The 24,441-nt window shown below is 69.7% G+C and carries 28 protein-coding genes; 8 read left to right on the top strand and 20 right to left on the bottom strand.

Annotated features, from left to right (window positions below; genetic code table 11):
- Positions 1 to 8 precede the first annotated feature (8 nt).
- Positions 9 to 1,337 carry an MFS transporter gene (locus tag ACWEKR_RS18565; protein WP_452355494.1) on the top strand — a complete coding sequence of 443 codons (1,329 nt, stop codon included), beginning with the start codon at positions 9 to 11 and terminating at the stop codon, positions 1,335 to 1,337.
- A gap of 358 nt (positions 1,338 to 1,695) precedes the next feature.
- Positions 1,696 to 2,196 carry a flavin reductase family protein gene (locus tag ACWEKR_RS18560; protein WP_159839886.1) on the top strand — a complete coding sequence of 167 codons (501 nt, stop codon included), beginning with the start codon at positions 1,696 to 1,698 and terminating at the stop codon, positions 2,194 to 2,196.
- Positions 2,197 to 2,227: 31 nt separating this feature from the next.
- Here the strand turns inward: ACWEKR_RS18560 and ACWEKR_RS18555 are convergent, their stop codons facing one another.
- On the bottom strand, positions 2,228 to 3,085 hold the full coding sequence (locus ACWEKR_RS18555; RefSeq protein WP_452355493.1) for a TIGR03619 family F420-dependent LLM class oxidoreductase: 858 nt from the start codon (positions 3,083 to 3,085) through the stop codon (positions 2,228 to 2,230).
- Positions 3,082 to 3,483, bottom strand: a complete 402-nt coding sequence (locus tag ACWEKR_RS18550) for a MerR family transcriptional regulator (protein ID WP_452355492.1) — start codon at positions 3,481 to 3,483, stop codon at positions 3,082 to 3,084. The genes ACWEKR_RS18555 and ACWEKR_RS18550 overlap by 4 nt, the downstream gene beginning before the upstream one ends.
- A 479-nt stretch (positions 3,484 to 3,962) precedes the next feature.
- Between ACWEKR_RS18550 and ACWEKR_RS18545 the strand changes: the two genes are divergently transcribed.
- On the top strand, positions 3,963 to 4,706 hold the full coding sequence (locus ACWEKR_RS18545) for an IPT/TIG domain-containing protein (protein ID WP_452355491.1): 744 nt from the start codon (positions 3,963 to 3,965) through the stop codon (positions 4,704 to 4,706).
- A 58-nt stretch (positions 4,707 to 4,764) separates the two neighbouring features.
- Here the strand turns inward: ACWEKR_RS18545 and ACWEKR_RS18540 are convergent, their stop codons facing one another.
- The 4 genes from ACWEKR_RS18540 to ACWEKR_RS18525 form a co-directional block, all read right to left on the bottom strand.
- A complete protein-coding gene (locus ACWEKR_RS18540) occupies positions 4,765 to 6,006 on the bottom strand; it encodes an NAD-dependent epimerase/dehydratase family protein (protein WP_452355490.1) in 1,242 nt (413 codons plus the stop codon).
- Positions 6,007 to 6,088: 82 nt separating this feature from the next.
- Positions 6,089 to 6,331, bottom strand: coding sequence for a hypothetical protein (locus ACWEKR_RS18535; protein WP_452355489.1), 243 nt, complete (start codon positions 6,329 to 6,331; stop codon positions 6,089 to 6,091).
- A 44-nt stretch (positions 6,332 to 6,375) separates the two neighbouring features.
- A complete protein-coding gene (locus ACWEKR_RS18530; RefSeq protein ID WP_067809656.1) occupies positions 6,376 to 6,702 on the bottom strand; it encodes a plasmid stabilization protein in 327 nt (108 codons plus the stop codon).
- Between the two features lie 129 nt (positions 6,703 to 6,831).
- Positions 6,832 to 7,992, bottom strand: a complete 1,161-nt coding sequence (locus tag ACWEKR_RS18525) for a lipase family protein (protein WP_452355488.1) — start codon at positions 7,990 to 7,992, stop codon at positions 6,832 to 6,834.
- A gap of 452 nt (positions 7,993 to 8,444) precedes the next feature.
- On the opposite strand from ACWEKR_RS18525, the gene ACWEKR_RS18520 reads away from it, so the two are divergent.
- Positions 8,445 to 8,849, top strand: coding sequence for a hypothetical protein (locus ACWEKR_RS18520; protein WP_452355487.1), 405 nt, complete (start codon positions 8,445 to 8,447; stop codon positions 8,847 to 8,849).
- A gap of 255 nt (positions 8,850 to 9,104) precedes the next feature.
- A complete protein-coding gene (locus ACWEKR_RS18515; protein ID WP_452355486.1) occupies positions 9,105 to 9,416 on the top strand; it encodes a DUF427 domain-containing protein in 312 nt (103 codons plus the stop codon).
- 103 nt (positions 9,417 to 9,519) lie between these two features.
- Here ACWEKR_RS18515 and ACWEKR_RS18510 read toward each other — a convergent pair whose 3' ends face one another.
- A complete protein-coding gene (locus ACWEKR_RS18510) occupies positions 9,520 to 9,918 on the bottom strand; it encodes an NUDIX hydrolase (protein ID WP_452355485.1) in 399 nt (132 codons plus the stop codon).
- Positions 9,919 to 9,980: 62 nt separating this feature from the next.
- On the bottom strand, positions 9,981 to 10,577 hold the full coding sequence (locus ACWEKR_RS18505; protein WP_452355484.1) for a helix-turn-helix domain-containing protein: 597 nt from the start codon (positions 10,575 to 10,577) through the stop codon (positions 9,981 to 9,983).
- A 224-nt stretch (positions 10,578 to 10,801) separates the two neighbouring features.
- Between ACWEKR_RS18505 and ACWEKR_RS18500 the strand changes: the two genes are divergently transcribed.
- Positions 10,802 to 11,794, top strand: coding sequence for an NAD-dependent epimerase/dehydratase family protein (locus ACWEKR_RS18500; protein WP_452355553.1), 993 nt, complete (start codon positions 10,802 to 10,804; stop codon positions 11,792 to 11,794).
- 3 nt (positions 11,795 to 11,797) lie between these two features.
- On the opposite strand, the gene ACWEKR_RS18495 is transcribed toward ACWEKR_RS18500, so the two are convergent.
- The 9 genes from ACWEKR_RS18495 to ACWEKR_RS18455 form a co-directional block, all read right to left on the bottom strand.
- Positions 11,798 to 12,568, bottom strand: a complete 771-nt coding sequence (locus ACWEKR_RS18495; protein WP_452355483.1) for a glucose 1-dehydrogenase — start codon at positions 12,566 to 12,568, stop codon at positions 11,798 to 11,800.
- A gap of 75 nt (positions 12,569 to 12,643) precedes the next feature.
- Positions 12,644 to 13,498: a helix-turn-helix transcriptional regulator gene (locus tag ACWEKR_RS18490; protein WP_452355482.1), complete on the bottom strand. Its 855-nt coding sequence runs from the start codon at positions 13,496 to 13,498 to the stop codon at positions 12,644 to 12,646.
- A gap of 109 nt (positions 13,499 to 13,607) precedes the next feature.
- Positions 13,608 to 14,843 carry a cytochrome P450 family protein gene (locus tag ACWEKR_RS18485; RefSeq protein ID WP_452355481.1) on the bottom strand — a complete coding sequence of 412 codons (1,236 nt, stop codon included), beginning with the start codon at positions 14,841 to 14,843 and terminating at the stop codon, positions 13,608 to 13,610.
- Positions 14,840 to 16,111: a cytochrome P450 gene (locus ACWEKR_RS18480; RefSeq protein ID WP_452355480.1), complete on the bottom strand. Its 1,272-nt coding sequence runs from the start codon at positions 16,109 to 16,111 to the stop codon at positions 14,840 to 14,842. The genes ACWEKR_RS18485 and ACWEKR_RS18480 overlap by 4 nt, the downstream gene beginning before the upstream one ends.
- Positions 16,108 to 16,752, bottom strand: a complete 645-nt coding sequence (locus ACWEKR_RS18475) for a GTP-binding protein (RefSeq protein ID WP_452355479.1) — start codon at positions 16,750 to 16,752, stop codon at positions 16,108 to 16,110. Before ACWEKR_RS18475 ends, ACWEKR_RS18480 begins: the two co-directional genes overlap by 4 nt.
- Positions 16,733 to 17,098 carry a DUF742 domain-containing protein gene (locus tag ACWEKR_RS18470; protein WP_195089763.1) on the bottom strand — a complete coding sequence of 122 codons (366 nt, stop codon included), beginning with the start codon at positions 17,096 to 17,098 and terminating at the stop codon, positions 16,733 to 16,735. The genes ACWEKR_RS18475 and ACWEKR_RS18470 overlap by 20 nt, the downstream gene beginning before the upstream one ends.
- Entirely contained in the window at positions 17,095 to 17,511 is a 417-nt protein-coding gene (locus tag ACWEKR_RS18465; protein ID WP_452355478.1) for a roadblock/LC7 domain-containing protein, read from the bottom strand. Before ACWEKR_RS18465 ends, ACWEKR_RS18470 begins: the two co-directional genes overlap by 4 nt.
- On the bottom strand, positions 17,508 to 18,833 hold the full coding sequence (locus ACWEKR_RS18460; RefSeq protein ID WP_452355477.1) for an ATP-binding protein: 1,326 nt from the start codon (positions 18,831 to 18,833) through the stop codon (positions 17,508 to 17,510). Before ACWEKR_RS18460 ends, ACWEKR_RS18465 begins: the two co-directional genes overlap by 4 nt.
- Before the next feature lie 551 nt (positions 18,834 to 19,384).
- The gene (locus ACWEKR_RS18455) at positions 19,385 to 19,801 is read right to left on the bottom strand and encodes a hypothetical protein (protein WP_159839903.1); all 417 of its coding nucleotides are present in this window, start codon (positions 19,799 to 19,801) and stop codon (positions 19,385 to 19,387) included.
- Between the two features lie 164 nt (positions 19,802 to 19,965).
- On the opposite strand from ACWEKR_RS18455, the gene ACWEKR_RS18450 reads away from it, so the two are divergent.
- On the top strand, positions 19,966 to 20,385 hold the full coding sequence (locus ACWEKR_RS18450) for a TIGR03668 family PPOX class F420-dependent oxidoreductase (RefSeq protein WP_452355476.1): 420 nt from the start codon (positions 19,966 to 19,968) through the stop codon (positions 20,383 to 20,385).
- A gap of 95 nt (positions 20,386 to 20,480) precedes the next feature.
- Entirely contained in the window at positions 20,481 to 20,912 is a 432-nt protein-coding gene (locus ACWEKR_RS18445) for a nitroreductase/quinone reductase family protein (protein WP_452355475.1), read from the top strand.
- Positions 20,913 to 20,938: 26 nt separating this feature from the next.
- Here ACWEKR_RS18445 and ACWEKR_RS18440 read toward each other — a convergent pair whose 3' ends face one another.
- From ACWEKR_RS18440 to ACWEKR_RS18430, 3 genes are all read right to left on the bottom strand, one after another.
- Positions 20,939 to 22,159 (bottom strand): MFS transporter, encoded by a 1,221-nt coding sequence (locus tag ACWEKR_RS18440; RefSeq protein WP_452355474.1) that lies wholly within the window; start codon positions 22,157 to 22,159, stop codon positions 20,939 to 20,941.
- Entirely contained in the window at positions 22,156 to 22,797 is a 642-nt protein-coding gene (locus ACWEKR_RS18435) for a GntR family transcriptional regulator (protein WP_452355473.1), read from the bottom strand. The genes ACWEKR_RS18440 and ACWEKR_RS18435 overlap by 4 nt, the downstream gene beginning before the upstream one ends.
- Before the next feature lie 144 nt (positions 22,798 to 22,941).
- On the bottom strand, positions 22,942 to 24,351 hold the full coding sequence (locus ACWEKR_RS18430; protein WP_452355472.1) for an amidase: 1,410 nt from the start codon (positions 24,349 to 24,351) through the stop codon (positions 22,942 to 22,944).
- Positions 24,352 to 24,441: the final 90 nt, after the last annotated feature.

Below are 24,441 nucleotides of genomic sequence, written 5' to 3'. Positions count from 1 at the left end.
GTGCGCTGATGGTTTCCACCGCCGAGGTGGCCGGCACGACGTTGCGCAAGGTCACGATTCGCTTGGTGCCCTTTCTCGGGCTGCTGTACTTCGTCAACTACCTGGACCGGGTCAACATCGGGTTCGCCGGACCCAGCGGCATGAAGACCGATCTCGGTCTCACCGAGACCGCCTTCGGGTTCGCCTCGGGCATCTTCTTCGTCGGCTACCTGTTGCTCGAGGTGCCGAGCAACCTGGCGGTGCACCGCTTCGGGGCCCGGCGCTGGATCGCCCGCATCATGGTCAGCTGGGGGCTGGTGGCCACGGCGATGGCGTTCGTGCCCGACGCCACCGTGCTGTACGTCCTGCGGTTCCTGCTGGGTGTGGTCGAGGCCGGGTTCTTCCCCGGCATCCTGCTGTACCTGACGTACTGGTTCCCGCAAGCGCAACGGGCGCGGATCGTGGCGTTGTTCATGACGGCTGTGCCCATTTCCACCGCCCTGGGTGCGACCGTGTCCAGCCTGATCATTCGGTACGGCGACGGGATCTTCGGCCTCAGCGGATGGCGGTTCATGTTCTTGGTGGAGGGTCTGCCCGCGATCGTGCTGGCGGTGGTGACCTGGTTCTACCTGACCGACCGCCCGGAGCGGGCGACCTGGCTGGAGCCGGCCGAACGCGATTGGCTCGCAGCCCGACTCGCCGCCGAGCAGTCCGCGTTGCGGCGCGCCGAACACTGGACGGTGCGCCGGGCGCTGACCCATCCGCGGGTGCTCGGGCTCGCCCTGGTCTACGGCGGCATCGTCTACGGTCTCTACGCACTCGGATTCTTCCTGCCGACCATCATCGACGGCTTCCAGCAGCAGTACGGCGTCCGGTATTCGGTGGTGCAGCGCGGACTGATCAATGCGGTGCCCTACCTCGTCGGGGCGATGGTGATGGTGTGGTGGGGCAGGCACGCCGACCGGACCGGCGAGCGGATCCGGCATGTCGCCTTGCCGGCGCTGCTGGGCGGCCTCGCCATTCCGGTGGCCCTGTATCTGGGCGATCCGTTCGCCGCGATGGTCGCGGTCACCGTGTGCGCGGTAGGCGTGCTCGCGGCGCTGCCGACGTTCTGGTCCCTGCCCGGCACCTTCCTGTCCGGCGCCGCCGCGGCGGGCGGTATCGCGCTGATCAACTCGATCGGCAATGTCAGCGGTTTCGTGGCGCCGTACGTCACCGGCGGGTTGAGAGATGTGACGGGCAGCCAGCGGGCCGGGCTCTGGGTGGTGGGGTTGTGCATGATCGCCGCCGCCGTGGGCGTGCTGACACTGCGGGGGCGCGCTCGTGACGTGCCCGTGCGCCGGGACGCGGAGTCGTGACCCGGTCCGCAGACAGCGCCGCTCGCCGCTGGGGCCATGGCGTGACCGGCATGGCGGAAGCGCCTCCCTCGGGCCGCGCCGCCGCCTCGATGGATTGATGCGCTCGCAATGTGGCGACCGCCACGATGCGTTTTCAGTGCAGCCGCGGAAGTCGTTGTGGTGGACTATCATCCACGGGATGTAGACCGGAAAGAGCCGGTCTACAGGGGCTGTCGTACGGGTGCCCCACCCCTGCCGGCGTCGGCGTCTGAGACGAATTGCCGCCTCGGTTGTAGGGTGAGCGCTGCCCGGTCCGGCATGTTTGCGCGGCGATCGCGCGGGCATCCGGGGAAGACGTCGCATCACGCTGGGAGGACCGATGGCTACCGAAGACCGGACCGCAGTGTTCGACGCGGTGGTCGCGGCGGCGGACTATCCCGTGCTGCTGGTCACCGCGCAGGCGGATGGCCGGCGTGCCGGCTGTCTCGTCGGATTCGCGACGCAGGTCAGCATCGAGCCGCGCCGGTTCTTGATCGGCCTGTCGAAGAAGAACCACACCTATCGGGTCGCGCAGCGCGCCGACCGGCTCGCGGTGCATTTGCTGGGTAGTGAACAGCTCTCGCTGGCGCGGCTTTTCGGCGGGGAGACCGGCGACGACATCGACAAGTTCGTGCACTGCGACTGGCACGCGGGCCCGGGCGGCATTCCGGTGCTCAGTACGGTGCCGAGCTGGTTCAGCGGCCGCATCCGCGAGCGCTACGACCTCGGCGATCACGTCGGAATGCTGCTGGAGCCCGAGGACGGCGCCGTGCTGCGACCGGCCGCGGAGACACTGCACTATCACTCCGTCGCGGATCTGGTTGCGGGCCATACCGTCTGAGGAGGTTTCCGGCGGGAACGGGCCGCGATGGCTACTTCAGTGCGTTCGCAATATCGAAGCGTTCGGCGAAGGCGGACAACTCGTCGCGGGCGCGCTCCGAGTCGCCGGTGCTCGCGCTCACCACGATGCGCGTGACGCCCTGTTCGGCCAGTCCCTCGACCCGCTCGGGCGGCATGTCGATCGATCCCCAGCGGGTGTATTCGAACGCGCGGCCCGCCGCAGCGGCCCCGGCGCGGGCGATCTCCAGTTGGGTGGCGCGTTCGGCCGGCCCGAGCATGCCGCCGGGGAAATAGCCGTCGCCGCGGGATCCGGCACGCCGCGCCGCGGCGCGGCTCGAACCACCGACGTGTATCGGCAGTGGCCCGCCTCCCGCGGGTTTCGGGTAGCTGCACAGGTTCTCGAACCGGAAGAACTCGCCGTCGAAACTCACCCCGTCCGCGTCGCCGGACCACAGCAGTCGCAGCACGTCGATGGCCTCGTCGGCGCGGCGGCCCCGGGTGGCGAACTCGACGCCCAGGGCATGCGCCTCCCCGGGCAGGGTGCCCAATCCCACCGTCAGCAGCCGCATCCGTCCCTTGGACAGCACGTCGATCGTCGCCAGGCGTTTGGCCAGCACCACCGGATGGTGATAGGGCAGCAGCAGCACCGCGGTGCCGAGCAGGATCCGTTCGGTCGCGGCGGCCACGAAGCTCAGCGCGTCCAGCGGGTCGGCGAACGGGACCGTCGGCGTGAATTCCATCGGCCCGACCGCGGCGCCCGGATACAACGCGACGTGCTCGGGCAGGTAGATCGCCTCGAAGCCGCATCGTTCGGCATGCTGGGCGTAGCGCAGCAGCCGATCGGGGTCGACGCCGAAGAACGGGGTGCTGTAGCCGACCGCGAATTTCACCGCCCCTCCTCGAGCCGGGCGAACTCGCAGGCCGCCGTGATCCGGTCGAACTCGCAGGCCGCCGTGAGCCGATCGCCCAGCAGGCGACGGACGTCCCCCAGCCGTTCCAGGTACGAATCGACCTCGGCCAGTTTGCGCCGCAACGTGGAGATCGAGTCCGGGCAGACGTCGCCGGAGCCGTTCCCCGCCCGCAGGCACGCGACGAAGGGGCGGATCTCGTCGAGATCGAAGCCCGCGCCGAGCAGTTCGCGGATCTTCGCCACGATCAGCACTTCCGCGTCGTCGTAGGAGCGGTATCCGTTGGCGGCGCGGCGGGGCCGCACCAGACCGTGCTCCTCGTAGTAGCGCAGGGCGCGCGTGCTGGTGCCGGCCCGCTGCGCCAATTCGCCGATGCGCATCCGTCCTCCTTCGCCTTCGTCCTCGCCACGCTAAACCTTCTCGTCGGCGTCAAGGCAAACGACCAACGGCGCCGAGTGTTGCTCGCCGACGCCAGGCATTACTACACCGACGACACCGAGGCGCAGTACGCGCCATGTGGGTGAAGCTCGGAGAGTTGTTGCGCGCCGGGCGATTTCCGGCGCTGATCCCGCACGAGTGGATGGCGGGCAAATCATCGCCGCGCTCGGGGTCTACCGGGCCTGACCGCTACCGTGCCGAGCCGTTGCCCCGGCTGGGGGGTCCGACGCGCGCGAATCGCGGAAATGCCCAGCGGAGAGCGAGAATCGAGCCACCGGCAAAACCAGACGAAAACGGACGAAAACGGATCGCATTTGCATTGCGACAGCAGTGGTTTCAGGGCGTTAATGGTTACAGCCGGGCTACCTGAAGGTCGAGCGCTCCCCGGTGCAGGTAATCAATACTGAAAAGGGGCAATGCCATGCCTACTATCACTTCGGTATCGCCGACCACGGGCCCGAGTTCAGGGGGTAACAGCGTGGTTATCACCGGAACCGGATTCAGCGGGCCGACCACCGTCCGATTCGGCGGAACCGCAACCACTTTCACTCTGGATTCACCCACTCAAATCACGGCGATCGCTCCGCCGGGCACGGGAACTGTGCAGGTCACCGTTTCCAATGCGGACGGTACCAGCAATGGTGTTCCCTACACCTACACCTCTGTGGTGCAGGTTCCCGTGGTGTCCGCGGTTATTCCGAATTCCGGGCCAGCGTCCGGCGGTACCGTGGTTCTGATTTCGGGAAGCGGTTTCACCGGAGTTACCTCCGTGAACTTCGGAGCTACCCCGGCTCTGCTCTTCTTCGCGCTTTCCAGCAACTTGATCATCGCGATCGCTCCGCCGGGAACGGGTACCGTGCCGGTCACGGTCACCAATTCGGCCGGCACCAGTGCGGGAGTGCCGTTCACCTATGTGTCCGTGCCGACTCTGAGCTCGATCACCCCGAATACGGGGCCGGTGACCGGCGGCACCACGGTCACGATCTCCGGCACCGGGTTCACCGGCGCGACCGGCGTGTTCTTCGGTTTCCTTCCGGCAGTGTCGTTCACGGTGGTTTCCGATACGCAGATCACTGCGGTCACTCCCGCGGGGATCGGATCCGTGCCGGTGACGGTCACCGCTCCGGGCGGTATCACTTCCGGCGTCTTCTTCACCTACAGCTGACGCGGCTCCGGCACCTACCCGTGTCCGAGGCAGGCGTGCCGCCCAGGTGAACGAGGTATCAGGAAAACCGGAGAGGCCGACCACGATTGGGGTAGGCCTCTTCGGCCGTGCGCAAGCACAGCCGTCGGCTTCGGGCGTCCGCCGGCGCCGCGGTGCGAGTCGCCGCCCTTCGTGCGCCGAGCATCCCAGCCGGTGTCCACATCCCGCCGTGCATATCCGGAGAGTCGGCCCGGCGAATCAGCCGACACCTAGTTCGCGCCCGCCCACCCCGGAGGCGATCTCTCGCCAGCGCCAAGGCCCGCCCGCTTCGCGGGCCAGGGGAGGGGTGTCGGCCCCCTGCGCCCGCACGCAGGCCGGACAGCAAGTGCCGGAGGGCGTCGACCGCGGTGTACCGCGGCGTCCAGCCCAGCTCTGCCCGCGCGCGACCGGTGTCGAGGATCGGCAGGCGCAGCACCGCGTCGAACAGATCCGGCGCCGCGGGCAGAGTCCTGGCGTGCCAGCCCATCGCGAGCGCGGCGCGGACGAGCGCGGGCGGAACGGACACCACCCGGGCATCGAAGAGTTCGGCCAGCCGGGCGCGATCGATCACCGGCTCCGCGGCCAGATTGAACGGTCCGCGGGCGTCGGTGGCGATGGCCAGCGCGTAGGCGCGGCCGACGTCGTCGCTGTGCACCGCCTGGAAGCGCAGTCCGCGCGGGATCGGCAGGATCGGCGGCAGGCCGGGCCGGATCAGGCGATTGGGCAGCAGCGGACCGGCGAACAGCCGCCGCTGCTGGCTGGCGGTCTCGCGGCGGAAGATGAACGCCGGGCGCATGCGAACCACGCGGCGGTCCGGATTCTCGGCCTCGAATCGATCCAGCAGTCTTTCGACGTAGGCCTTCTCCCGCGTGTACGCGGCGGTCGGCCAGCCATCGGTCGGCCAGCTCTCCGGCACCGGTTCGTCGTCGTGGCACGGGGAGTAGGCGCCGACCGACGAGGCATAGATCAACGCGGGCACCTGCGCCGCGGCCACGGCGCGCAACACCCGTTCGGTGCCACCGACATTCGCGCGCCACGTGACCATGGGCTGATGGGTCGGCTGGAACAGCCACGCCAGATGCACCACCACGTCGGCGCCGTGGAAGTGCGATTCCAGATCGTCGGTGCGCACATCCGCGCTCACCCATTCCACGCCCTCGCGGGGCGTGCCCGGCACGCGCCGCGCGATTCCCACGATCGAGCCGACTCCCGCTTCGGCCGACAGCGTCTCCAGCACGCTCGTTCCCACGTTCCCGGTGGCACCGACCACGACGACGCGCATATCTGCTCCTTGGCTCGGCGGCAAGATCCGACAGCGGGAGGGCAGCCACGCGGCCGCCCTCCCCGCTCATCGTCGTCAAACGTCAGATATCCGACTTCGCGAGACGCTTGGCCAGAAGCTCTTTGCCCATCCGGCCGCCTTTACGGCTGTCGGCCTGCGCCTTGCGGAAGAATTCCACCAGCTCGCTGTCTCCGTCACGCTCCGCGTCCTGGATGAATGTGTCCAGGCGCAGCGCGTTCTCCAGGGACGCCTCGACGAACCAGATCAAGTTGTAATCCTTGTCCCTGGTGCCGGTGACGGTGCCTGTTTCCTGCTGCTCGGCCATCTTCCACTCCTCTCGCTGCTACGTTGTCGAGCCGCGCATCGAACTCAGTCCCGTCCGAGTGCGTGCGCCAGCTCCTTCTTCGTCATCTTCGAGCGGCCTTCGACATTGCGTTTCTTGGCCTCGTTGTACAGCTGGTCGCGGGTCGGTCCTTGCGCGCCGCTGTGCGAACGCTGACCGCCGCGCTGTTGCGGCGACTTGTCGTCGGTCGACGTCTTGCTCGCGGTCTTGGACTGCCCGGACTGGGCGCGGTTCTTGTTGACCGTGCGAGCGGCCATCTCCTTCGCGCGTCCCGTGCTCGCGCCGCGGGACTTCGCCGAATCCTTGATGTGCTCGTATTGACGTTCTTGCTTGTCGGTCCAAGCCTTCGGCATGTCATCACCTCCTGTGCTTGCGGCTTACCCCGGGAATCTCCGCGCAATCCGGTCGGCAGGAATGCGTGCGCAACCGACGTGGTCCGGATGCTCACGCGGCCCATGAGCGGCCGCGGGCGTCTGCCCGGGTCAGCAGGTGCTGGGCGCGGGCTCGCCGCGAACCCGGCCCTCGAGCCACCCCAGCACCGAGGGGGCGCCGAGCACCGCCGCGGTCAGATGCTCGGCATCGGGCACGTGCACGGTCTGCAGCGGCACACCGGCCGAGCACCAGCGGTGGATCGTGTTGTCGATCGCGGCAACGGGAATCAGCGGGTCGCTGGGCGAATGCCATTCGAATATCGGCATTCTTGGGGCGTGGGGGTAGAGCTCCACGCTGTTTTCCTCCACCACGGACCACGCGCCCGGCGCGTCGAAGACCGAGGTGTTGTCCACGAGTTCGCGCGCGCTGCCGCCTGCGCCGACCGCGAGGATGTCGTTGGTGCAGCTGTTGGCCATGGCGTCGCGCAGCGCCCGGCCGCGCTCGTTGAGATTCTGGCTGATCGGCACCTGATCGGGATACTCCCGCTCCAGGCCGATGGCCGTCGCCATGGCCAGGCCGAACGCCGGGTGCGGCTCGAAACCCAGCCCGCGCGCCATCGCCACCAGGTTCATCGGAGCGCCGCCGATGGCCGAGCCGACGAGCCGCAACTCGGGTGCGTAGGACGGTTGCAGCGCAGCCGCCCATGCCGTGGCGAGCCCGCCGCCGGAGTAACCGGTCAGCGCCGCCGGGCTGTTCTGCAGGCCCAGTTCGGGTAGTCGTTTCGCCGCGCGGACCCCGTCCAACGTGATCTGGCCGCCCAAACGCCCGGCGCCGAGCGCGAACTGGGGGCCGAGATGATCCGGCAGCGCGACCGTCCAGCCGCGCGCCAGCAGGACGTTCAGCATCGATGACGACGCCGTCAGATTCAGATCGTTGCTGTAGAGCAGGTGCGATACCGCGCAATGCGTGCCGAGCGCGTTGATGAAGTGCTGATACGACAGCAGCGGCATCCCGGGCCGTTGTCCGAGGGGAGTGAGGATCGTGGTGGTCGCCGCGATCGGCGCGCCCCGCGAATTGGTGGATCGGAACTCGACCAGCCTGACGGTGGCGCCGGGGAATAGGGCCAGCGGCGGCAGGACCCGCACGTCCAGCACGTCGCCAGGGTTGTGCGCCGCCAGATCGGCAGGTGCGGCGTAGAACGGGTCTGGATCGGGCTGCGGATAGACCGGTTCCGCGGTGGCCGTCGTCGCCAGCAGGAGGGCGAGTGCCATCCCGCCCATGGCGCCGAGGACACGGACCGGACCGATGCGTCTGCTACGGGGGGAACGAAGAAACGGACGAGTCACGACCTTGACCTCCAGGGGTAGTTCGGCGGATTCGCCGACCAGTGGTCTGCCTCCGAGTGCCTCGTTCGGCAAACTACCAGCGACATGTAGAGGTGAGTCAGGATTGCATGAAAAACTTTCTCCCATCGAGCAAATGCGCGGATTTTGCTTTTTTCCAGCGAGGTATTGTGACGTTCAGCAATCTGTCAGCCATTGCCACGACGGTCAGTCGTCCGGTAGGGGAGAACGGCGTACGAGCAAATCGGTCGCGTTCCGCGCGCGGGCGATCGCCGCGGAGCGCGAAAGGTGTCCCGGCCGGGGGTTGCGACGCGGCGCGAGCACGGCTTGGCTGGATCACATACACAGCGACGAGGTTCAGGACGAAGGAAGGAGCGGTCATGTCCAAGACAGCGGCACAGAAGGTCCGCGAATCCGGTTCCGAAACACCCGAGACGGCGCGCGCCGTGCCGGACACCAAGACCGAACCGCCGACGAAATCGGATGCCCCGGCCACCTCACGCGCCCGGCTGCGAGTCCCGGTTCCGACCGTGGGCATGCGGATGGCCCGAGTTCCGCTTCCGCCCGGTCCGCGCACCGTGGCGACCGGTGTTTCCTCGGCGACTACGGCGGTGCGCAACCGGGTACCGGATCGGGAGTCGTTGCTCTACTTCGGCGGGCTCGGAGCGGCGGCGGTGACGGGGCTGGTTTCGTGGCCGGTCGCGGGGGCGATCGGCGTCGGCGTGTGGGTGGCCGAGCATGCGCGTCGCGGTCCGGTCGCCGCGGGAGACGGGGCCCGGGAGTGACCTGAGCGCCGGGCTCGCTCATGGTGAGGCTCGCCGGGAATAGCCTCGGCGCCCGCACCGTGAGTGGCGGCGGGTAGGGCAGGCATGTCCAGTCGGCCGGCAAACCGCCGGTCGTCGATATCGCGCGGTCAGCGGATCGCCATTTCCTTTCGCGCGACTACCGGAGCGAATCGAAACGGCAACATCCGGGTACCGACTCGGACACGGCTGCCCCAGGGCATTCTTTCGTCCCCGGCGGCGCGACAGGATCGCGATATGGCAAAGGCAATGTGGGACGGCGAAATTCTGGCGAGCAGCTCCGATACCGTGCTGGTCGAGGGCAACCACTACTTCCCGGCCGAGTCCGTCCGGAAGGAATTCCTCCGCCCTTCCGGGACGCACACGACCTGTCCGTGGAAGGGTGAGGCCAGCTACTACACCCTGGAAGTCCACGGCAATCGCAACGAGGACGCCGCCTGGTACTACCCCGACCCGAAAAGCGCGGCGGAGCAGATCAAAGACCACGTCGCTTTCTGGCGCGGCGTGGAAGTGGTCGACGACGAGATACCGAGCGCCGCGCTCCGCTGACCGTCGTGCCGTACTACGCGCACGGCTGGCCGGAGGCACGGATCCGTCCGGATCACTGGAACCATCGGCCTGATGCTCCAGCCCGCGCCCGGTTCCCGGCGGTCTACCAGTCGACCGCGCCGAGTTCGTGGAGTGTGCGGAAGACCAGCATGGAACCGGGGGCCACATGGTCCATGGCGGCGTACTCGCTCACGGTGAAGTAGCGCAGTTCGGCGATCTCGCTCGCGGGCGTGGGGTCGCCGTCCAGTTCCGCGGTGAAACAGGTCATATGCAGCCGGGTGCCGGGGGAGTGCCCGTACGCCTCGGCCTGGAACACTCCGAGTTCGTCGCAGGAGACGACGCCGACCCCGAGTTCCTCGCGCACCTCCCGGCGCAGCGCCGCCTCGGGCGTCTCGCCCGGGTCGATCTTGCCGCCGGCCATATAGAAGACGTCCTTGCCGACCGAGCGCGCTTGCAGCAGGCGGCGATCCCGGACGTGAGCCAGTGCGGCGGTGCGAATCACCGGCCCACTGTACTGAGCGGTCGGAGCGGGTCGCCAACCGGTTTTCGCGCGGATCGCCCCGCTCAGTGCCCGAGCACGGCGCGCTGCAGCAGTTCGCCGATGCGCCTGTGGAGCAGCGCGGTGTCGTCCCCGTCGGCGACGAACTCGAGGAACAGCGCCGCACCGGCCGCCAGCGCGATGACGGCCCTCGCGTCCAACTCGGATTGTGCGCGGGATGCGGTGTCGCCCGCGGCGAAGAGCGCGGCCGCCGGGGCGCTGAATCCGGCCCACAGCCGGTGGCGCAATTGCTGGTCCCGATCCAGCGCGGTCAGCAGCCCGGGAACGGCGGCGCGCACCTCGGCGCGCGCGAACAGTTCCCGGCTGCCGCGCAGCACCCACTCGAGCCACCCCTGCCGGTCGGTCCCCTCGAACGGCCCCAGATCGGGCGTCTCGCCCAGCACGGCGTGCAGCACCAGTTCCGGCTTCGATTGCCAGCGGCGCGCGATCGATGCCCGGCCGACGCCCGCGCGGGCCGCCACCGCTCGCACGCTCAGCTCCTCCCACCCCACTTCGACCAGCATCTCCCGCACGGTCGCCAGCACTCGCTGCTCGACCGACTCGTCCCGCGGTCGGCCTGCGCCCCGGCTCGCCGAATGCGGGTCCTGCGCCGTTTCCTCCATGCCGCTCCCTGCCTCAATTACGATGCCAGTGGCATCGAATTTGTGCCGATGCTTCCGCTGTGCGGCCATTGTCGCGTGCGCCGAAGGCGCTGCGCCGGTGGAACAAGCGGCGGAATCCATGGTGACGAAGGAACGAAATGGGTGGATTGAAGGACATACCGGCGGCAACCGGCACGGCGGCGCGGGCCGCGGACCCAGTCGGCGGGAAGCGGCGGGCGGCCGGTCTGCGCATCGCCGTCACCGGCGGCACGGGCTACCTCGGCGCGCACACCGTCTCCGCTCTGCTGCGAGCAGGGCATCGTATCGTGCTGCTGGTCCATCCCAGCGAATCCGTCCCGGCGGTCGTCGACATGTTCGACACCACGCCCGAAGCGCTCGCGGTACTGCCGGGCGACATCCGGGACCCCGAGACGGTCGAAGCGTTGCTCGACGGATGCGACGCCGTCCTGCACGCGGCGGGCGTGGTCGGCACCGACGACCGGCGCGAGCAACTGATGTGGGAGGTCAACGCCGACGCGACCGCCACCGTCCTGGCCCGCGCGACCGCGCTCGGCCTGGATCCGATCGTGCACGTCGCCAGCTACAGCGCACTGTTTCCCAGTCCCGATCCGGTCATCACGCCCGACAGCCCGACCGCGCCGGGGCGCAGTGCCTACGGTCGCACCAAGTCGGCGGCCGATCGGATCGCGCGGGCGTTGCAGGCCGCGGGCGCTCCGATCGTGATCACCTATCCCTCCAGTGTCGTCGGCCCCGGTCTCGGCGCCCGGGCCGGAATCACCTCCGACGGGTGGGGCGCCATCCTGCGCGCCCGCGTCGCTCCGCGGATCCGCGGTGGCATGCAGATGATCGACGTCCGGGACGTGGCCGCGGTGCACACCGCCGTCATGCGCCCCGGCCTCGGGCCACGGCGCTATCTGTGCGGCGGCCACATGGTGGCCTTCGACGAGATCGTGGACATCCTGGAAAGCGCTGTGGGGCAGCGGATCCGGCGGATCCCGGTGCCGAAGGCCGCGTTGCTCGGACTCGGACGGCTCACCGACGCCGCCGCCCGAGTCCTGCCGATCAGCGCCGGGCTCGGCTACGAGGCGGCGTGGTTGCTCACCACCGCCACGCCGACCGACGACTCCCGCACGCTGGCCGAACTCGATCTGCGCTGGCGGCCCATCCGGGAAGCGATCATCGACTCCGTGCGTCGCGAAGCCGTTTCCCCGGCCTGACGGTCAGATCAGCTCCCGGGAGACAGCCGCGACCAGACCACCGTCGATGACCAGGTCCTGCCCGTTGACGTAGGACGCCTCGGCGGAGGCGAGGAAGGCCACGGCGTCGGCCACCTCGTCGGCGGTGCCCAACCGGCGGCTCGCCACTTCGGCGAGCACGGCGGCGTGCGCGTCGGGGCTGACATTGTCGTGGAACATCGGGGTTTCGATGTACCCGGGGCTTACCGAATTGACTCGAATCCCCCTGGGGCCCAGCTCTGCCGCGAGAGTGCGGGCCAGATTGTGCACGGCCGCCTTGGTGGCCGCGTAGAGCGTGGCGCCGGGCAGGCCGCGGTGCAGCGTCCACGACGCGTTGATGACGACCGCCGCGTGCTCCGACAGCAGCGGCAGCACTTTCTGGATGGTGAAGAACACGCCCTTGAAGTTGATGTCCACGACCCGGTCGAACTCGTTCTCGGTGATCGCGGCGCTCGGCTGGAAGGACGCGACCCCCGCGTTGGCGAAGACCACGTCGAGACGGCCGTGCCGGTCGCGCAAGGCGGTGGCGAGCGCGTCGAGATCGGCGAGACGACCCGCGTCGGCGCGGATCGCGATCACTCGCTCACCGCCGCGCAGCGCTTCGGTCGCGGCCTTGAGCCGCGCCTCGTCCCGGCCGGTGATGACCACCTGCGCGCCTTCGGCGAGCAGCCGTCGTGCGGTGGCCAGCCCCATGCCGCTCGAGCCGCCGGTGACCAGCGCGACCTTGCCGTCGAATCGGGAGATGTTGTGCTTCATGGGAATCAGCGTGCCGCGGGCCCCCGCGGCCGAACAGTGTCCAGTCGACCTAGGTGTGGCACCACCAGGCTGCGCTCACGCCGGCGCGGCGAGCCTGATCCGCATCAGCCCGTCGACCCGTTGCGCGGTCTCGGTGCCGGGTTGCGGGTTGTAGAGCACCAGGAACCAATACGGGTGATCGGCCACCGCGAGGGTAGTCGTGTCGAACAGCAGGTTGCCTGCTTCGGGGTGGCGCACCGCCTTGACGGCTGGGCCCGCGGCGTCCACATCGTGGCGGGCCCACAACTCGGCGAATTCCGAGCTCGCGGCGGTGAGCGCGCCGATCACCCGGTCGAACTCGGGATCGCCGGAGTGGTGCGCCGCGTCCGCGCGGAAAGCGGCCACGACCGAGGGAGCGATCGCGCTCCACTCCGCGTGCATGCCGCGGTACCTGACGTTGGTGAAGAACGAGATCAGGCAGTTGCGGTCGGCGTCGGTGAACCCGAAGACGGTTCGCGCGGCGTCGTTCACCGCAAGCAGATTCCAGGAGCGGTCCCGCAGCACCGCAGGCCGCCACCCCCACGCGTCCAGCAGCTGGCGCAGCTGCGGGGTGACCTCGGCGTCGCCCATCGCACCCGGCGGAGGCGGGTTCAGACCGGCGAGCAGATACAGGTGGGTTCGCTCCGGACCGGACAGTCGCAGCGCAGCGCCGATCGCGTCGAGCACCTCCGCCGACACGGTGATGTCGCGTCCCTGCTCCAGCCACGTGTACCAGGACACGCCCACCCCGGCGAGCGTGGCGATCTCCTCGCGCCGCAAGCCGGGCGTGCGCCGCCGTCCCACCGTCGGCAGGCCCATGTCCTCCGGCCTGAGCCGGGCCCTACGGGTGCGGAGGAAGTCGCGGAGCTCGGCGCGCCGGTGGTGCCGCGCCGCCGTTGATTCGCTGGCCATAGGCCACGGTAACAAGGCCTCGCCGCCGCGAGTGGCACACCATCGCGCGGTCTACTCGCGGTCAGCCGCAGCCATGCGCCACCCACGGACGCTTTCGGGGCGCTTGCGATCAGTTCCCGAGATGCACTGGGAACGATGCGAGGTCGTTCTGGGTGAGCACCGGCAGATTGCGGATCTCTTCGACCGGCACGGCGAAACGCAGCTCCGGGAAGCGGGTGAACAGGGCGGGCAGCGCGATTCCCGCCTCGAGGCGGGCGAGCGCCGCACCAGGGCAGATGTGTGGGCCGTAGCCGAAAGCCAAGTGCCGGTGGGCGGTCGGGCGGGAGATGTCGAAGTCGTCGGCGTCCGCGCCGTGCACGGCGAGATCCCGGCCGATCGCACGGTAGGACATGACCACTCCCTCGCCCTTCTCGATGACGATGTCGCCGACGGTGATGTCCTCGGTGGCGAAACGCATCAGCAGATGGGTCACCGGGCTGTCCCAGCGCAGGGTTTCCTCCACCGCCGCGTCCCAGGTGAGGTCACCGGCGCGGACGGCGCTCAACTGCTCCGGCCGCCCCAGGAGCGCGCGCACGGCGTTGAGGATGAGGCCGATCGTGGTCTCGTGCCCGGCGGCCACCAGCGCCTTCAGGTTGCCCACCACTTCTTCCTCGGTCAGCGGCTCGATGTCGTCGCCGCCGACGATGAAGGCGCTGGTCAGGTCGTCGGTCGGGTCGGCGGTCTTCGTGCGCACCAGTTCGGTGAAATAGACGTCCAGCTCGTCGATCACCCGCAGCCGTTCGTCCTGCGGCGTCAGCAGCGAGAAGAACGCTTTGTACCAGGTCAGCAGCATCGGATGGTCGGCGCGGTCCACCCCCATCAACGCACTGACGACCCGCATCGGTAGCGGGTAGGCGAACACCGTCTTGAGATCGACCGCCGCGCCGTCGCGTCCCGCCTCGGCGAGATCGTCCAGCAGTTCGGCGGTCAGGCGTTCGATCGTGGGGCGCAGTGCGTCCAGCCTGCGCTTGGTCAGCGCCTGAGTCGTCTTGATCCGCAGCCTGCGGTGCTCGGGGCCGTCGACGGTGAACATGGAACGGCCCGCGTCGATCATGCCGATCAGCGGCCACTGCCTGGTCACCGCGCCGGACTGCCACAGCGACCACGCGCCGATGTCCTTGACCAGCCGGGTGTCGACGAGCAACTGCCTGGCCAGCGCGTGCTGGGTGACGGTCCAGGCGGGCGCGCCGAGCAGCTCGATCCGGGTGAGCGGGCCGGCGTCGCGCAGCAGGCTGGTCTCGCGGCCGAGGTCGCCGACCATCGGATCGATGACAAGGGTCGTTGCGTGGGGGCATGCTCTGCTCACGGGGTACCTCCGACGGCGCGAACGGGTGTGAAACGGACGGGCAGGGTGGTCATGCCGCGCAGGAAGGCCGACGGTCGCCGGACCAGGTTCTGGGCGGGTATCGCCAGATCGAGGTCGGGCAGCCGGTCGAGCAGCACCTCGATGCCGGTGCGCGCGATGACCTCGGCGATCTCCTGCGCGGGAAAGGGGCAGCGGTATTCGCCGTAGCTGAACGCGAAGTGCGCGCTGTTGCCGGTGTGCGCCGGATCTGCGCCGTCGGAGACGTGCTGGCGCACATGTGGATCGGCATTGGCCGCGGCCAGGCCGAGCAGCAGCATGTCACCGGCCCGGATGACCTTGTCGCCGAGCCGTGTATCGCGAGCGGCCCAGCGCCCGGCCAGGATCTGGGTCGGCGTGTCCTCCCACAGCACTTCGTTCATCGCCTGGCCCACGCTGTGCCGTCCGCCGCCGAGGGCGGCGGCGAACCGGTCATCGGTGAGCATCAGCCGCACCGAGTTCCCGATCCAGTCGGCCGTGGGCAGATACCCCGCGGCGGTGACCGCCATCAGGTCCAGGACGTATTCCTGGTCGGTGAACGGGCCGGGATGCGCCAGCATCCGGGACACCAGGTCGGCGCCCCGCGCCGCCTTCTTGGTCGCCAGCAGGCGCTGCATGTGCTCGGCGAACTGCTGGTGCGCGGCCTGGGCATCGGCACCGCCGTCGGCGAGCGTCTTCATCGTCCACGCCAGCCGCGGTCCGTCCTCGTCGGGGAAGCCGAGGACCCGCGCCAGCGCCAGCACCGGCAGCGGCTCGGCGAAATCGGCGACCAGCTCCGCTTCGCCCCGGCCGCAGAACGCGTCGATCAAGCGGTCGGCCAAATTTTCGCAGGTGCGGCGCAATTGGAAGGTGTCGACGTGCTCCAGCGCGGGCTCGACCATCGCCACGTGCCTGCGGTGCTCCGCGCCCGCGGTGAAATAGATCGACGGCATCGGCTGCCCGACCATCGGCAGCAGCGGCCAGTCCGGCGGAATGTTCGGCCACTGGTTCCACCGTGCGACATCGCGCGGAAACAATTCGGGGTCGCTGGTCACCTGGTGCAGTTCGCGGTAGCCGATGACCAGCCACGCGGGCACGCCGCCGGGCAGTTCGACGGCGACCACCGCGCCGTGCTCGCGGCGCATCTCGTGATAGAGCTGGTGCGGGTCGGTATGGAAACGCGGGCCGCTCAACGTGACCGGCGCGGTGCGGACGGGGCAGCTGTCGGTGGAACTCGGCGCTGGCGTGGTCATGACGCGGCCTTCGGAGTCGGGAACAGGGGGCGCCGGGCCACCGGTGGCGGCGCGAGGGAGTAGAGGTGCTCGACGAGCGTGATGAGGACGCCCTTCCCGGACTCGCGGGAGCGGGCGTCGCAGTCGATCACCGGCACGTGCGGATCCAGGTCGAGCGCGTCGCGCACGGCGTCGGGGCGGTGCCCGCCGCCGAAGTCGTTGCAGGCCACGACGAACGGCGTCCGCTGATGTTCGAGGCGGTCCACGGCGTACCAGGAGTCGGCGATCCGGTGCGGATCGACCAGCACGATCGCGCCCAGTGCACCGGTGAACAGCCGATCCCAGAGGAACCGGAACCGCTGCTGCCCGGGCGCGCCGAACAGATACAGCACGTGCTCGTCATCGACGGTGATCCGTCCGAAGTCGAAGGCGACGGTGGTGGTCGACTTGCCCGGCGCGCCGCTGGGGTCGTCGATCTCCAGCCCCTCGTCGGTCATGATCGCCTCGGTGTCGAGGGGGCGGATCTCGCTGACCGCGCGAACCATCGTCGTCTTGCCCACGCCGAAACCGCCGACGATGACGATCTTCAGTCCCCGCGTGGTCGCCTGATGCAGGGGCGCGTTCGCGCGGGCGGGGCGCGGGTCAGAGTTTGCGAAGTCCAACGAGCACCTTCTCGAGCGTGGTGGTGTCGGGCAGGAAATGCCATGGCGAGCCGGGCGCGGCGGCCTGCGGCGGACGCACGGTGATCTTGCCCGCGTGCAGCAGATCCGACAGCAGGATGGTGGCGATGCCGACCGGGATCCGCAGCTCAGCGGCGATTTCCACGACGGCGGTCGGGGCGCGGCACAGTTCGAGGATCGCGACGTGCTCGGACTGCATACCCGGCGCGGGCGCACACTCGCTGACCACCAAGGTGACCAGGTCGAAGGTGTCGGAGTCCGGCTTGCTGCGTCCTCCGGTCAGCGTGTAGAGCCGGTCGGGGTCGTCGTCGCGGCCTGGCCTGGTCACGACACGCCCGCTCCCGGAAAGCGCGGCGCGGCCGCCAAGTGCTCGCCGAGCTGTTCCACCAGCTCGCGCATGTTGTGGCCGACCAGACCGGCATCGGCGTCTTCGGCGGCGACGACCGCGATGTGCGCGCCCAGTCCGGCCTCGACGATGAACAGGATGCCCCCGTAGAACTCGGTCATCGACTGGCGGACCCCGGCCCGGCCGTCGCCGAATTCCACCGAGGCGCCGTGCGAGAGGCTCTGGATCCCCGCCGCGATGGCGGCGAGCTGGTCGGCCCCGTCCACGGTGAGATCGGGTGTGTGGCAGATCTTCAGCCCGTCGCTGGAGAGCAGGAGGGCATGCCTGGCGCGCGGCGTGCGGGTGAGCAGTTGTTCCAACAGCCAGCTCAACTGGGCGGTCTCGGAAGTCGTCATCGTTCGTTCTCCACGGAGACGGAAGGGGCGGAGGAGGTATCGGCGGCGCTGCCGGTCGCGGGCCTGGTCACCGCGCGCTGGAACGCGCCGAGCGAGTCCGGCCGTACCGCAGGGGGCGTCGGTACGGCAGGCTCCGGTGTGACGAGCCCGTCGGGGTGGACCGCGGCCAGCGTGCTCCCGCGACGCCGCTTGGGCAGCGCCGGGCTCGCGCCGGCGGGGGAGTGCTCGGCGGTGGACGGACGTACCGCGGCGGAGGGCGCAGGCTCCGGATCGGTGGGCGTGGGTTCCCGCGGCGCGGTGACGCGCTCCCGTGCGACGGGCAGCGTGCCGGTGGTGGTGGACGGCTGGGGCCGCTCCACCCGGGTGGTGAGATCGCGCGGAACCACCACGACCACGGCGGTGCCGCCGATGGCGGAGGGCCGGAAGGAGACGGTGAGCCCGTGTTTGCGCGCGAGATTGCCCACCACGGCGAGGCCGAGCCGGGTCCCGGTGAGCGAGGACAAGTCGGCGCCTGCGCCGCGGGCGTCCGGCCCGCCCGCCGCCACCGCTGCCTCGGCGCGGCGCAGCGCCGACTCGCTCATGACCAACCCGCTGTCCTCGATGGTGATGATGACGCCCGCGGGCACCTCGGCGGCGTAGACGTGCACCTCGGTGGTGGGCGGGGAGAAGTTGCAGGCGTTGTCGAGCAGCTCCGCCAGCGCGTGCATGACGCCCTCCGCGGCGTGCCCGGAGACCGCGATGTCGGCGATCGCGCGCAACCGCACGCGCTGATAGCCCGCGACGCGTCCCATCGCGCCGCGCAGAATCGATTCCATCGCAATGGGTTTGGCCCACCGGCGGCCGGATCGCGCGCCGCTGAGCACAGCGATGCTGTCGGCCAGCCTGCCCGCCTGGGCGGTGCGGTGATCGAGCTGCAGCAGATCGGCGAGCACGGTGGGATCGCCGTGGCGGTGTTCCATCTCGCGCAGCTCCGCCAGCATGCTGGTGGTCATCGCCTGCATGCGGCCCGCCGCGCCGGCGAAGGCCGCCATGGCGGCGGTGCGCCGGTTCTCGCTGCTCTCGGCGCGCGCTTCGTACTCGGCGACGGCCTCGGTCGCCGCGGTGACCTCGGCTCGGGCGCCCGCGGCGGCGAGCGCGCCGTCGTCCCGGGCCCGGTCCGCCGAGTGCCGGGCAAACCGGGCTTGCCTGCGGAAGTGGACCGCCGCGGTCACCGCTGCGCATAAGGCGGCGGCCGCGGCGGTGGCGCCGGCCGCGAGCGTAATGCGGAATTCCGCGGGTGCGTAGTACACCGCCGCCGTGACGACGGCCGCGCTCGCGACCACGCAGGCCGACAATGTCAGGTAAGGCGTTTTCGGCCCGTGAACGGCGTCTTGGACGGGCTCACAAGCCGCCCGAGGCAACAACTCTGACATTCCGTACTTTCGCACTCGCGCTCACCGCCGGGGAAATGGCATCACTGCCCCTCTGCGTGCCCCATCCACCCCAAATACGCAGACCGACAAGCAGTTTCGAATCTCGCGGCCCGAGCATAGCGGGCGGGTCGGTGCGGCGCCACTCGACGGATTTCGAGGGAACGGGGAACCGGTGCATTTTCCCTGGTCGGGGTCGATGCTCGGATTAAGCTGGTGGCGGCCGAAAAGTGGGCCACGACAGCGCGGGCGGTGAAAGAATTGCCGAATTACTGTTTGCCTGGAATTCACTATCGGCGGGCCGGGCATCGTGGGGGCCGCAGTATTCCGAGGCGGTATTCGAAATTTGGATTATCGGCGCACCGGGGTGGTCACGGCGGTGTGTGGTGAGCGCCGGGGGCGGTGTGGCCGGCCCGCCGGACTTCCCTGGCCGGGGGCCGAAACCGAGCCGCTGTCGTGTTCGATCAGAGTTGTGCGGTCTGCTCGCACGGAGGCAGGCCGTCGGCCTGGCGGAGCACTTCGGCGACGGACTCCAGGTACAACAGCGTCCGCAGCGACACGCCGTTCACGGCCTGGCCCAGGCGGCGCAGGGCCGAATTGTCCAGGTGTGCGATGACTTCGGCGTCGTCGGCCCGGTCCGGACCGGGATCGAAGACGAAATAGCTGGGGTCCAGCCCGAACACGTGAGCCAGCCCGGCGCGGGCCTGCTCCGGCAGCGCGGTGAGTTGTCCGCGCCGGACTTTCGCCAGGTGACCTGGCTCCAAGTCGTACCCGGCCGCGGTCACCCAGGTCTCGACCGTATCGTCGGCGAGCGGGCGCCCGTGCGCACGCTCCCACATCTCGAACGCTAGGTTCAGCCGAGCAGTGATATCGATGTCCACGACCGCCTCCACTTTTTGGCTTATACAGCCTCTTGACGGGTCACGCATTGACTCGACCGTAGCGTGGGAGTAGTCGAACGCCGTGATTTCACGGCAAATGTCCGGTTGCATAGGGGAGGTAACCGACCGGATCCCCGATTCGCGGGGAGGACGATGTCGAGGAGATGGGTGTGCGACTGAATTCCGAGGAGGCCCGCAAACGATTCGCGAGCAGTCCGGTCGCGCGGTTGGCGACCGTTTCGGCGCGGTCGCGCCCCCACCTGGTACCCATCGTGTTCGCCGTGGCCGGCGAGATCGTCTACACCAGCGTCGACGCGAAGCCGAAGACGACCACCGCGCTGCGCCGTCTGGACAACATCGCGGCGAACCCGGCGGTCGCCGTGCTCGTCGACAGCTACGACGACGACTGGACCCGGTTGTGGTGGGCCCGCGCGGACGGCGCGGCTCGCCTAGCCCACGGCGCCGAAGCGGAAGCGGCGATCCGCCGATTGACCGCGCGCTACCCCCAGTACGAGCGACAGCCGCCACCGGGACCGGTGATCGCCATCGAAGTGGCGCGCTGGTCTGGATGGTCCGCGACCTGAGCGGGCCGCGCCGGTTCCGGTACAGTCCGATTCGCCGCTTCCCGCCGCGGGAGACGGCGAGCCGGACCACCCGTCGAGTCGATCGTGAGGATCGCATGCCCTCGAATTTCGCGCTGAAAACCATGAATACGGTGCATCGCGCCCTCCTGAAACTCAGCTTCGGGAAGCTGGGCAACGATTTCTCCGGCATGCCGTCGCTCGAACTCACGACCACCGGCCGCAAATCCGGGCGACCACACGCGGTGATGCTCACGGCGCCGATCGTCGACGGCGACACCTATGTCGTCGTCGCCTCGCGCGGGGGCGACCCCGTCCACCCGGCGTGGTTCCTGAATCTGCGCGACGATCCGGATGTCGTCGTGTCGGTGCGGAGCGGGCCGAAGACGCCGATGACGGCTCGGGTGGCCACGCCGGAAGAGCGGGCGCAACTGTGGCCCCGGGTCACCGCCGCGCAGTCGGTGTACGCCGGGTACCAGACGAAGACCACGCGCGAGATCCCGCTTGTCCTGCTGACGCCGAAGCGGTGAGCCCCGCGCCTGCCCGGCGGTGAGGGTCAGGCCCGATAGTCGCGCAGCACCGGAACGAGGCATGCGGCCGCCGCGAGCGCGCCCACGCCGAACATCGCGGGATAGCCGAGGCCGAACGTGTCGCGCAGGAACGACAGCAGGGCCGGGGTGCCGAACCCCAGGTAGCTCGCCGAATAGAAAACGGCGGTCAGCCCGGCCAGGTCGTCCGGGCGGGCGATGCGCTCGATCTCTTGCAGCCCGGCCACCAGGCCGATGCCGTAACCGGCTCCGAGAACCACGGCGGCGGCCAGCGTCGCCCACAGGGTCAGCAGGCCTGCGGCCAGCGCGGCGAGTGTCATCCCGAGCGTCACCGCGATCAACGCCGCCGCGGCCGCGCGTGCGGTGCCGGGCCGGTCGAACCGGCGTACGACGGACTGGACGGCGAACCCGCAGCCCAGCGTGACGAGGCAGACCATGGCGGAGAACGCGATCGGCACCGCGCCGACCCGGGGCGCCATGAGCGCGGGCAGCACCGCGTACGCCGCCGCGGCGGAGGTGAACAACCACAGCGCGGCAGGCAGCGCCACCGTGCGGAAACGCCGGTGTCCCGCCACGGGAATTCGCAGGTCATCGCGGAGCCGACCCGGATTCCGCCGGAGGCGTACGGTTTCCGGCGCATGCCTGACCCACACGGTCGCGATCAGGCACAGTCCTACGTCGACCAGGTACGCGAGGGTGTGCGGCCATGGCGCCCATTGCGCCAGTACTCCGGCGCAGCAGGCGCCGAGCGCGAAGCCACCGGTGAGGCTCATCGCGGAGCGGCGCGCGCCCGTGCCCGCGGGCAGCGGCGGGCCGTGGGGCGGTTGCGTCAGCTCTTTGAGCCAGCTGCCGCCGACGGCCATCGCCAGCCCGAGCGCGATCCCGCACAACACCCGGCCGGCCGACATCAGCGGCACCGACGCGGACCCGAACGCGAGCAGCAGCGATCCGGTCGCGGCGATCAGCGGCGCGGGCCGGAGCAGGGCGCGGCGGCCGTGCCGATCCGACAGCGGCCCGCCGATCAGCAAGGCGGGGACGATGCCGAGCACGTAATAGAACAGCAGCAGATCGACGGTGGTGGCCGCCAGCCCGTCGTGCTTGTACATCACCAGCAGCGGGGTGAATTCGTTTCCGCCCCAGGCGATGGCGAACATCGCGGCGGCCACACCGCGCCAGCGTGCTGCGACGACCGGACCGGGTGGCGCGGTGACGGTGAGTGTCGCCGTCACCGGTCTCGTAGCTCCAGTTGGTGCACGCCGGAGAGGTGCTCGACCAGCGCGTCGGCGAATCCGTCGACGTCCGCCGCCGCCACCAGGTCGGCCAGCCGCACGTGCTGCTCGATGATCCGGGTGATGTCGACCGGGCCCCGGCGCAGCGCGACGCTGTTCATCCGGCGCTGGCGCTCGCGCAGCGAGTCGTAGAAGCCCGACAGCAGCGGATTGCCGCCGGCGAGGACGTAGGTGCGGTGGAAGTCGGTGTCGGCCAGCGCGAATGCGTCGAGATCCCCCGCGGCGGCCAGCTCACGCTGCCGTTCGATCGAGGAGCGCAACGCCGCGACCAACCCGGCGGTGTCGTTCGCGGTCGCGCTGCGCACCGCCGCGGTCTCGACCACGTAGCGGGCCTGTGCGACGTGCTCGGCCTCGGCCGGCGGGATCGGCACCACCAGCGCTCCGCGCTTCGGGTAGAGCTTCATCCAGCCTTCGGCCTCCAGCCGCAGGAACGCCTCGCGCACCGGTGTGCGGGAGGTGCCCAGGCTTGCGGCGATCTCCCCCTCGCTGATCAGCTCCCCTCCGGCCAGCGCGCCGGAGAGGATCCGCTCCTTCACGGCACGATAGGCCTGTTCAGCCGATGAATACGTCTTAGACACAAGTTGTATCCTACGACTGGTTCGCGGCAAGGTTGCGGCAGGGTCGGCCGGGGTCGGTGACACCCGCTGCCGGAGCGACGCGCGCGCGATACCCACCTATATCCCGCCCGGCTTCCGGTCGCGCCGAGACCGGCCCGAGCGGATCTATCCGGCTTGATGGATTACCGGGCGAGGCTGCGGACGCACCTGCTCGAGCTGTGCGGCGATCGGGAGAATCCTCGTCTCTCCGTTCGTGGGACCGACCAGCTGAACCGCCAAGGGCAGCCCGTCGTCGCCGACACCGGCGGGCACCGAGGCGGCGGGATGGCCGGTGACGTTCCAGATCGCGGTGTAGGCGACCATCGGAACGGACGCGAGCTGCGCGCGCACCGTGTTCGCCCCGTCGAGCACGCCGAGCAGCGGCGGGCGGATCGCGATGGTGGGCGTCAACAGCAGATCGCACTCGGTGAAGATCCGATCGGCCTTGCGCCGCACCGCCTCTCCGCGCCGGATCGCCCATTCGACCACCGGCCTGCGCGCCCAGGCGCCGACCGCGATCGTCTGCTTGGTGCGGCGTTCCAGCAGTTCCGGATGGTCCACCTCGGCCAATTCGGCGCGCACGCCGCCGAAGAACTGCGGGAAGAAGGCGTGCGTGGAATCCGGATAGTGCAGGTCGATCTCCGCCACCGTGTGGCCCAGTTCGGCGAGCAGGATCGCGGTGTCGCGAACGGCGCGCACATGCTGCGGATCCGGTCGCACCGCCGGAATCGGCGATTTGACGCTGTAGCCGATGCGCAACGGCCGAGCCGGTCCGCGCGCCGCCGCTTCGAACGAACTCGACGGTTCCGTCGCCCGGAACCGGTCGGTGCGGGTACTGCCGCGGATCACGTCGTAGAGGACGGCCGAGTCCAGCACCCCGCGGGTCAGCGGCCCGGCGACACCCAGCGCCCACCACAGGTGCTCGTTCGGGGAAAGCGGCACTCGCCCGCGTTGCGGCTTGAGACCGAACAATCCGCAGCAGGCTGCCGGGATCCGGATCGACCCACCCCCGTCGCCGCCGAGCGCGGCGGGCACCAGCCCGGCCGCCACCGCGGCGGCGGACCCGCCGCTGGATCCACCCGCGGAGCGGCTCGGGTCCCACGGATTGCGAGCCATGCCGAACGTGCTGGACTCGGTGAAGGGCCACTGCCCGAATTCCGGCATCGAGGTCTTGCCGACGATGATCGCCCCGGCCGTGCGCAGCCTGCGCACCGCCTCGGCGTCCGTCACGGCGGGCGTGGCGTTCGCCCTGGTGCCGAAGCTGGTCACCACGCCGGCGACGTCGAATTCGTCCTTCACCGCGACCGGCACCCCGTGCAGCGGGCCGAGCGTGCCGCCCGCCGCGCGTTCCCGGTCCCGCTCGACGGCCTCGGCTCTGGCCTCCTCCCGCAGGACGTGGGTGAAGGCGCCGAGGTCCGCGGCGGCATCGATCCCGTCGAGCGTCGCCTCGACCAACTCCTCCGCCGACAGCGCCCCCTGGGCCAGCAGCTCGCGCTGTTCGAGCACACCCGACGAAACGACCTCTTGCAGATCCATCCGCTCGCGCTCCTTCCGGGCTCGACGCCGATGCCGACATTCCCGACCGTATGCAGTCGAGCAACCATTCCGCAATGGATACCGCTTGCG

The organism is Nocardia sp. NPDC004573, assembly GCF_053602135.1.
This window is presented reverse-complemented; position numbering and strand designations above follow the sequence as displayed.

What these genes read in the sequence shown, in the direction of transcription:
- ACWEKR_RS18430 (WP_452355472.1), bottom strand. Translation starts at nt 24,351, where the DNA reads ATGGATCTGCAAGAGGTCGTTTCGTCGGGTGTGCTCGAACAGCGCGAG.
- ACWEKR_RS18530 (WP_067809656.1), bottom strand. Translation starts at nt 6,702, where the DNA reads ATGCCGAAGGCTTGGACCGACAAGCAAGAACGTCAATACGAGCACATC.
- ACWEKR_RS18465 (WP_452355478.1), bottom strand. Translation starts at nt 17,511, where the DNA reads ATGACGACTTCCGAGACCGCCCAGTTGAGCTGGCTGTTGGAACAACTG.
- ACWEKR_RS18515 (WP_452355486.1), top strand. Translation starts at nt 9,105, where the DNA reads ATGGCAAAGGCAATGTGGGACGGCGAAATTCTGGCGAGCAGCTCCGAT.
- ACWEKR_RS18550 (WP_452355492.1), bottom strand. Translation starts at nt 3,483, where the DNA reads ATGCGCATCGGCGAATTGGCGCAGCGGGCCGGCACCAGCACGCGCGCC.
- ACWEKR_RS18450 (WP_452355476.1), top strand. Translation starts at nt 19,966, where the DNA reads ATGGGTGTGCGACTGAATTCCGAGGAGGCCCGCAAACGATTCGCGAGC.
- ACWEKR_RS18525 (WP_452355488.1), bottom strand. Translation starts at nt 7,992, where the DNA reads ATGGCACTCGCCCTCCTGCTGGCGACGACGGCCACCGCGGAACCGGTC.
- ACWEKR_RS18505 (WP_452355484.1), bottom strand. Translation starts at nt 10,577, where the DNA reads ATGGAGGAAACGGCGCAGGACCCGCATTCGGCGAGCCGGGGCGCAGGC.
- ACWEKR_RS18535 (WP_452355489.1), bottom strand. Translation starts at nt 6,331, where the DNA reads ATGGCCGAGCAGCAGGAAACAGGCACCGTCACCGGCACCAGGGACAAG.
- ACWEKR_RS18480 (WP_452355480.1), bottom strand. Translation starts at nt 16,111, where the DNA reads ATGACCACGCCAGCGCCGAGTTCCACCGACAGCTGCCCCGTCCGCACC.
- ACWEKR_RS18560 (WP_159839886.1), top strand. Translation starts at nt 1,696, where the DNA reads ATGGCTACCGAAGACCGGACCGCAGTGTTCGACGCGGTGGTCGCGGCG.
- ACWEKR_RS18565 (WP_452355494.1), top strand. Translation starts at nt 9, where the DNA reads ATGGTTTCCACCGCCGAGGTGGCCGGCACGACGTTGCGCAAGGTCACG.
- ACWEKR_RS18540 (WP_452355490.1), bottom strand. Translation starts at nt 6,006, where the DNA reads ATGCGCGTCGTCGTGGTCGGTGCCACCGGGAACGTGGGAACGAGCGTG.
- ACWEKR_RS18445 (WP_452355475.1), top strand. Translation starts at nt 20,481, where the DNA reads ATGCCCTCGAATTTCGCGCTGAAAACCATGAATACGGTGCATCGCGCC.
- ACWEKR_RS18545 (WP_452355491.1), top strand. Translation starts at nt 3,963, where the DNA reads ATGCCTACTATCACTTCGGTATCGCCGACCACGGGCCCGAGTTCAGGG.
- ACWEKR_RS18490 (WP_452355482.1), bottom strand. Translation starts at nt 13,498, where the DNA reads ATGGCCAGCGAATCAACGGCGGCGCGGCACCACCGGCGCGCCGAGCTC.
- ACWEKR_RS18495 (WP_452355483.1), bottom strand. Translation starts at nt 12,568, where the DNA reads ATGAAGCACAACATCTCCCGATTCGACGGCAAGGTCGCGCTGGTCACC.
- ACWEKR_RS18520 (WP_452355487.1), top strand. Translation starts at nt 8,445, where the DNA reads ATGTCCAAGACAGCGGCACAGAAGGTCCGCGAATCCGGTTCCGAAACA.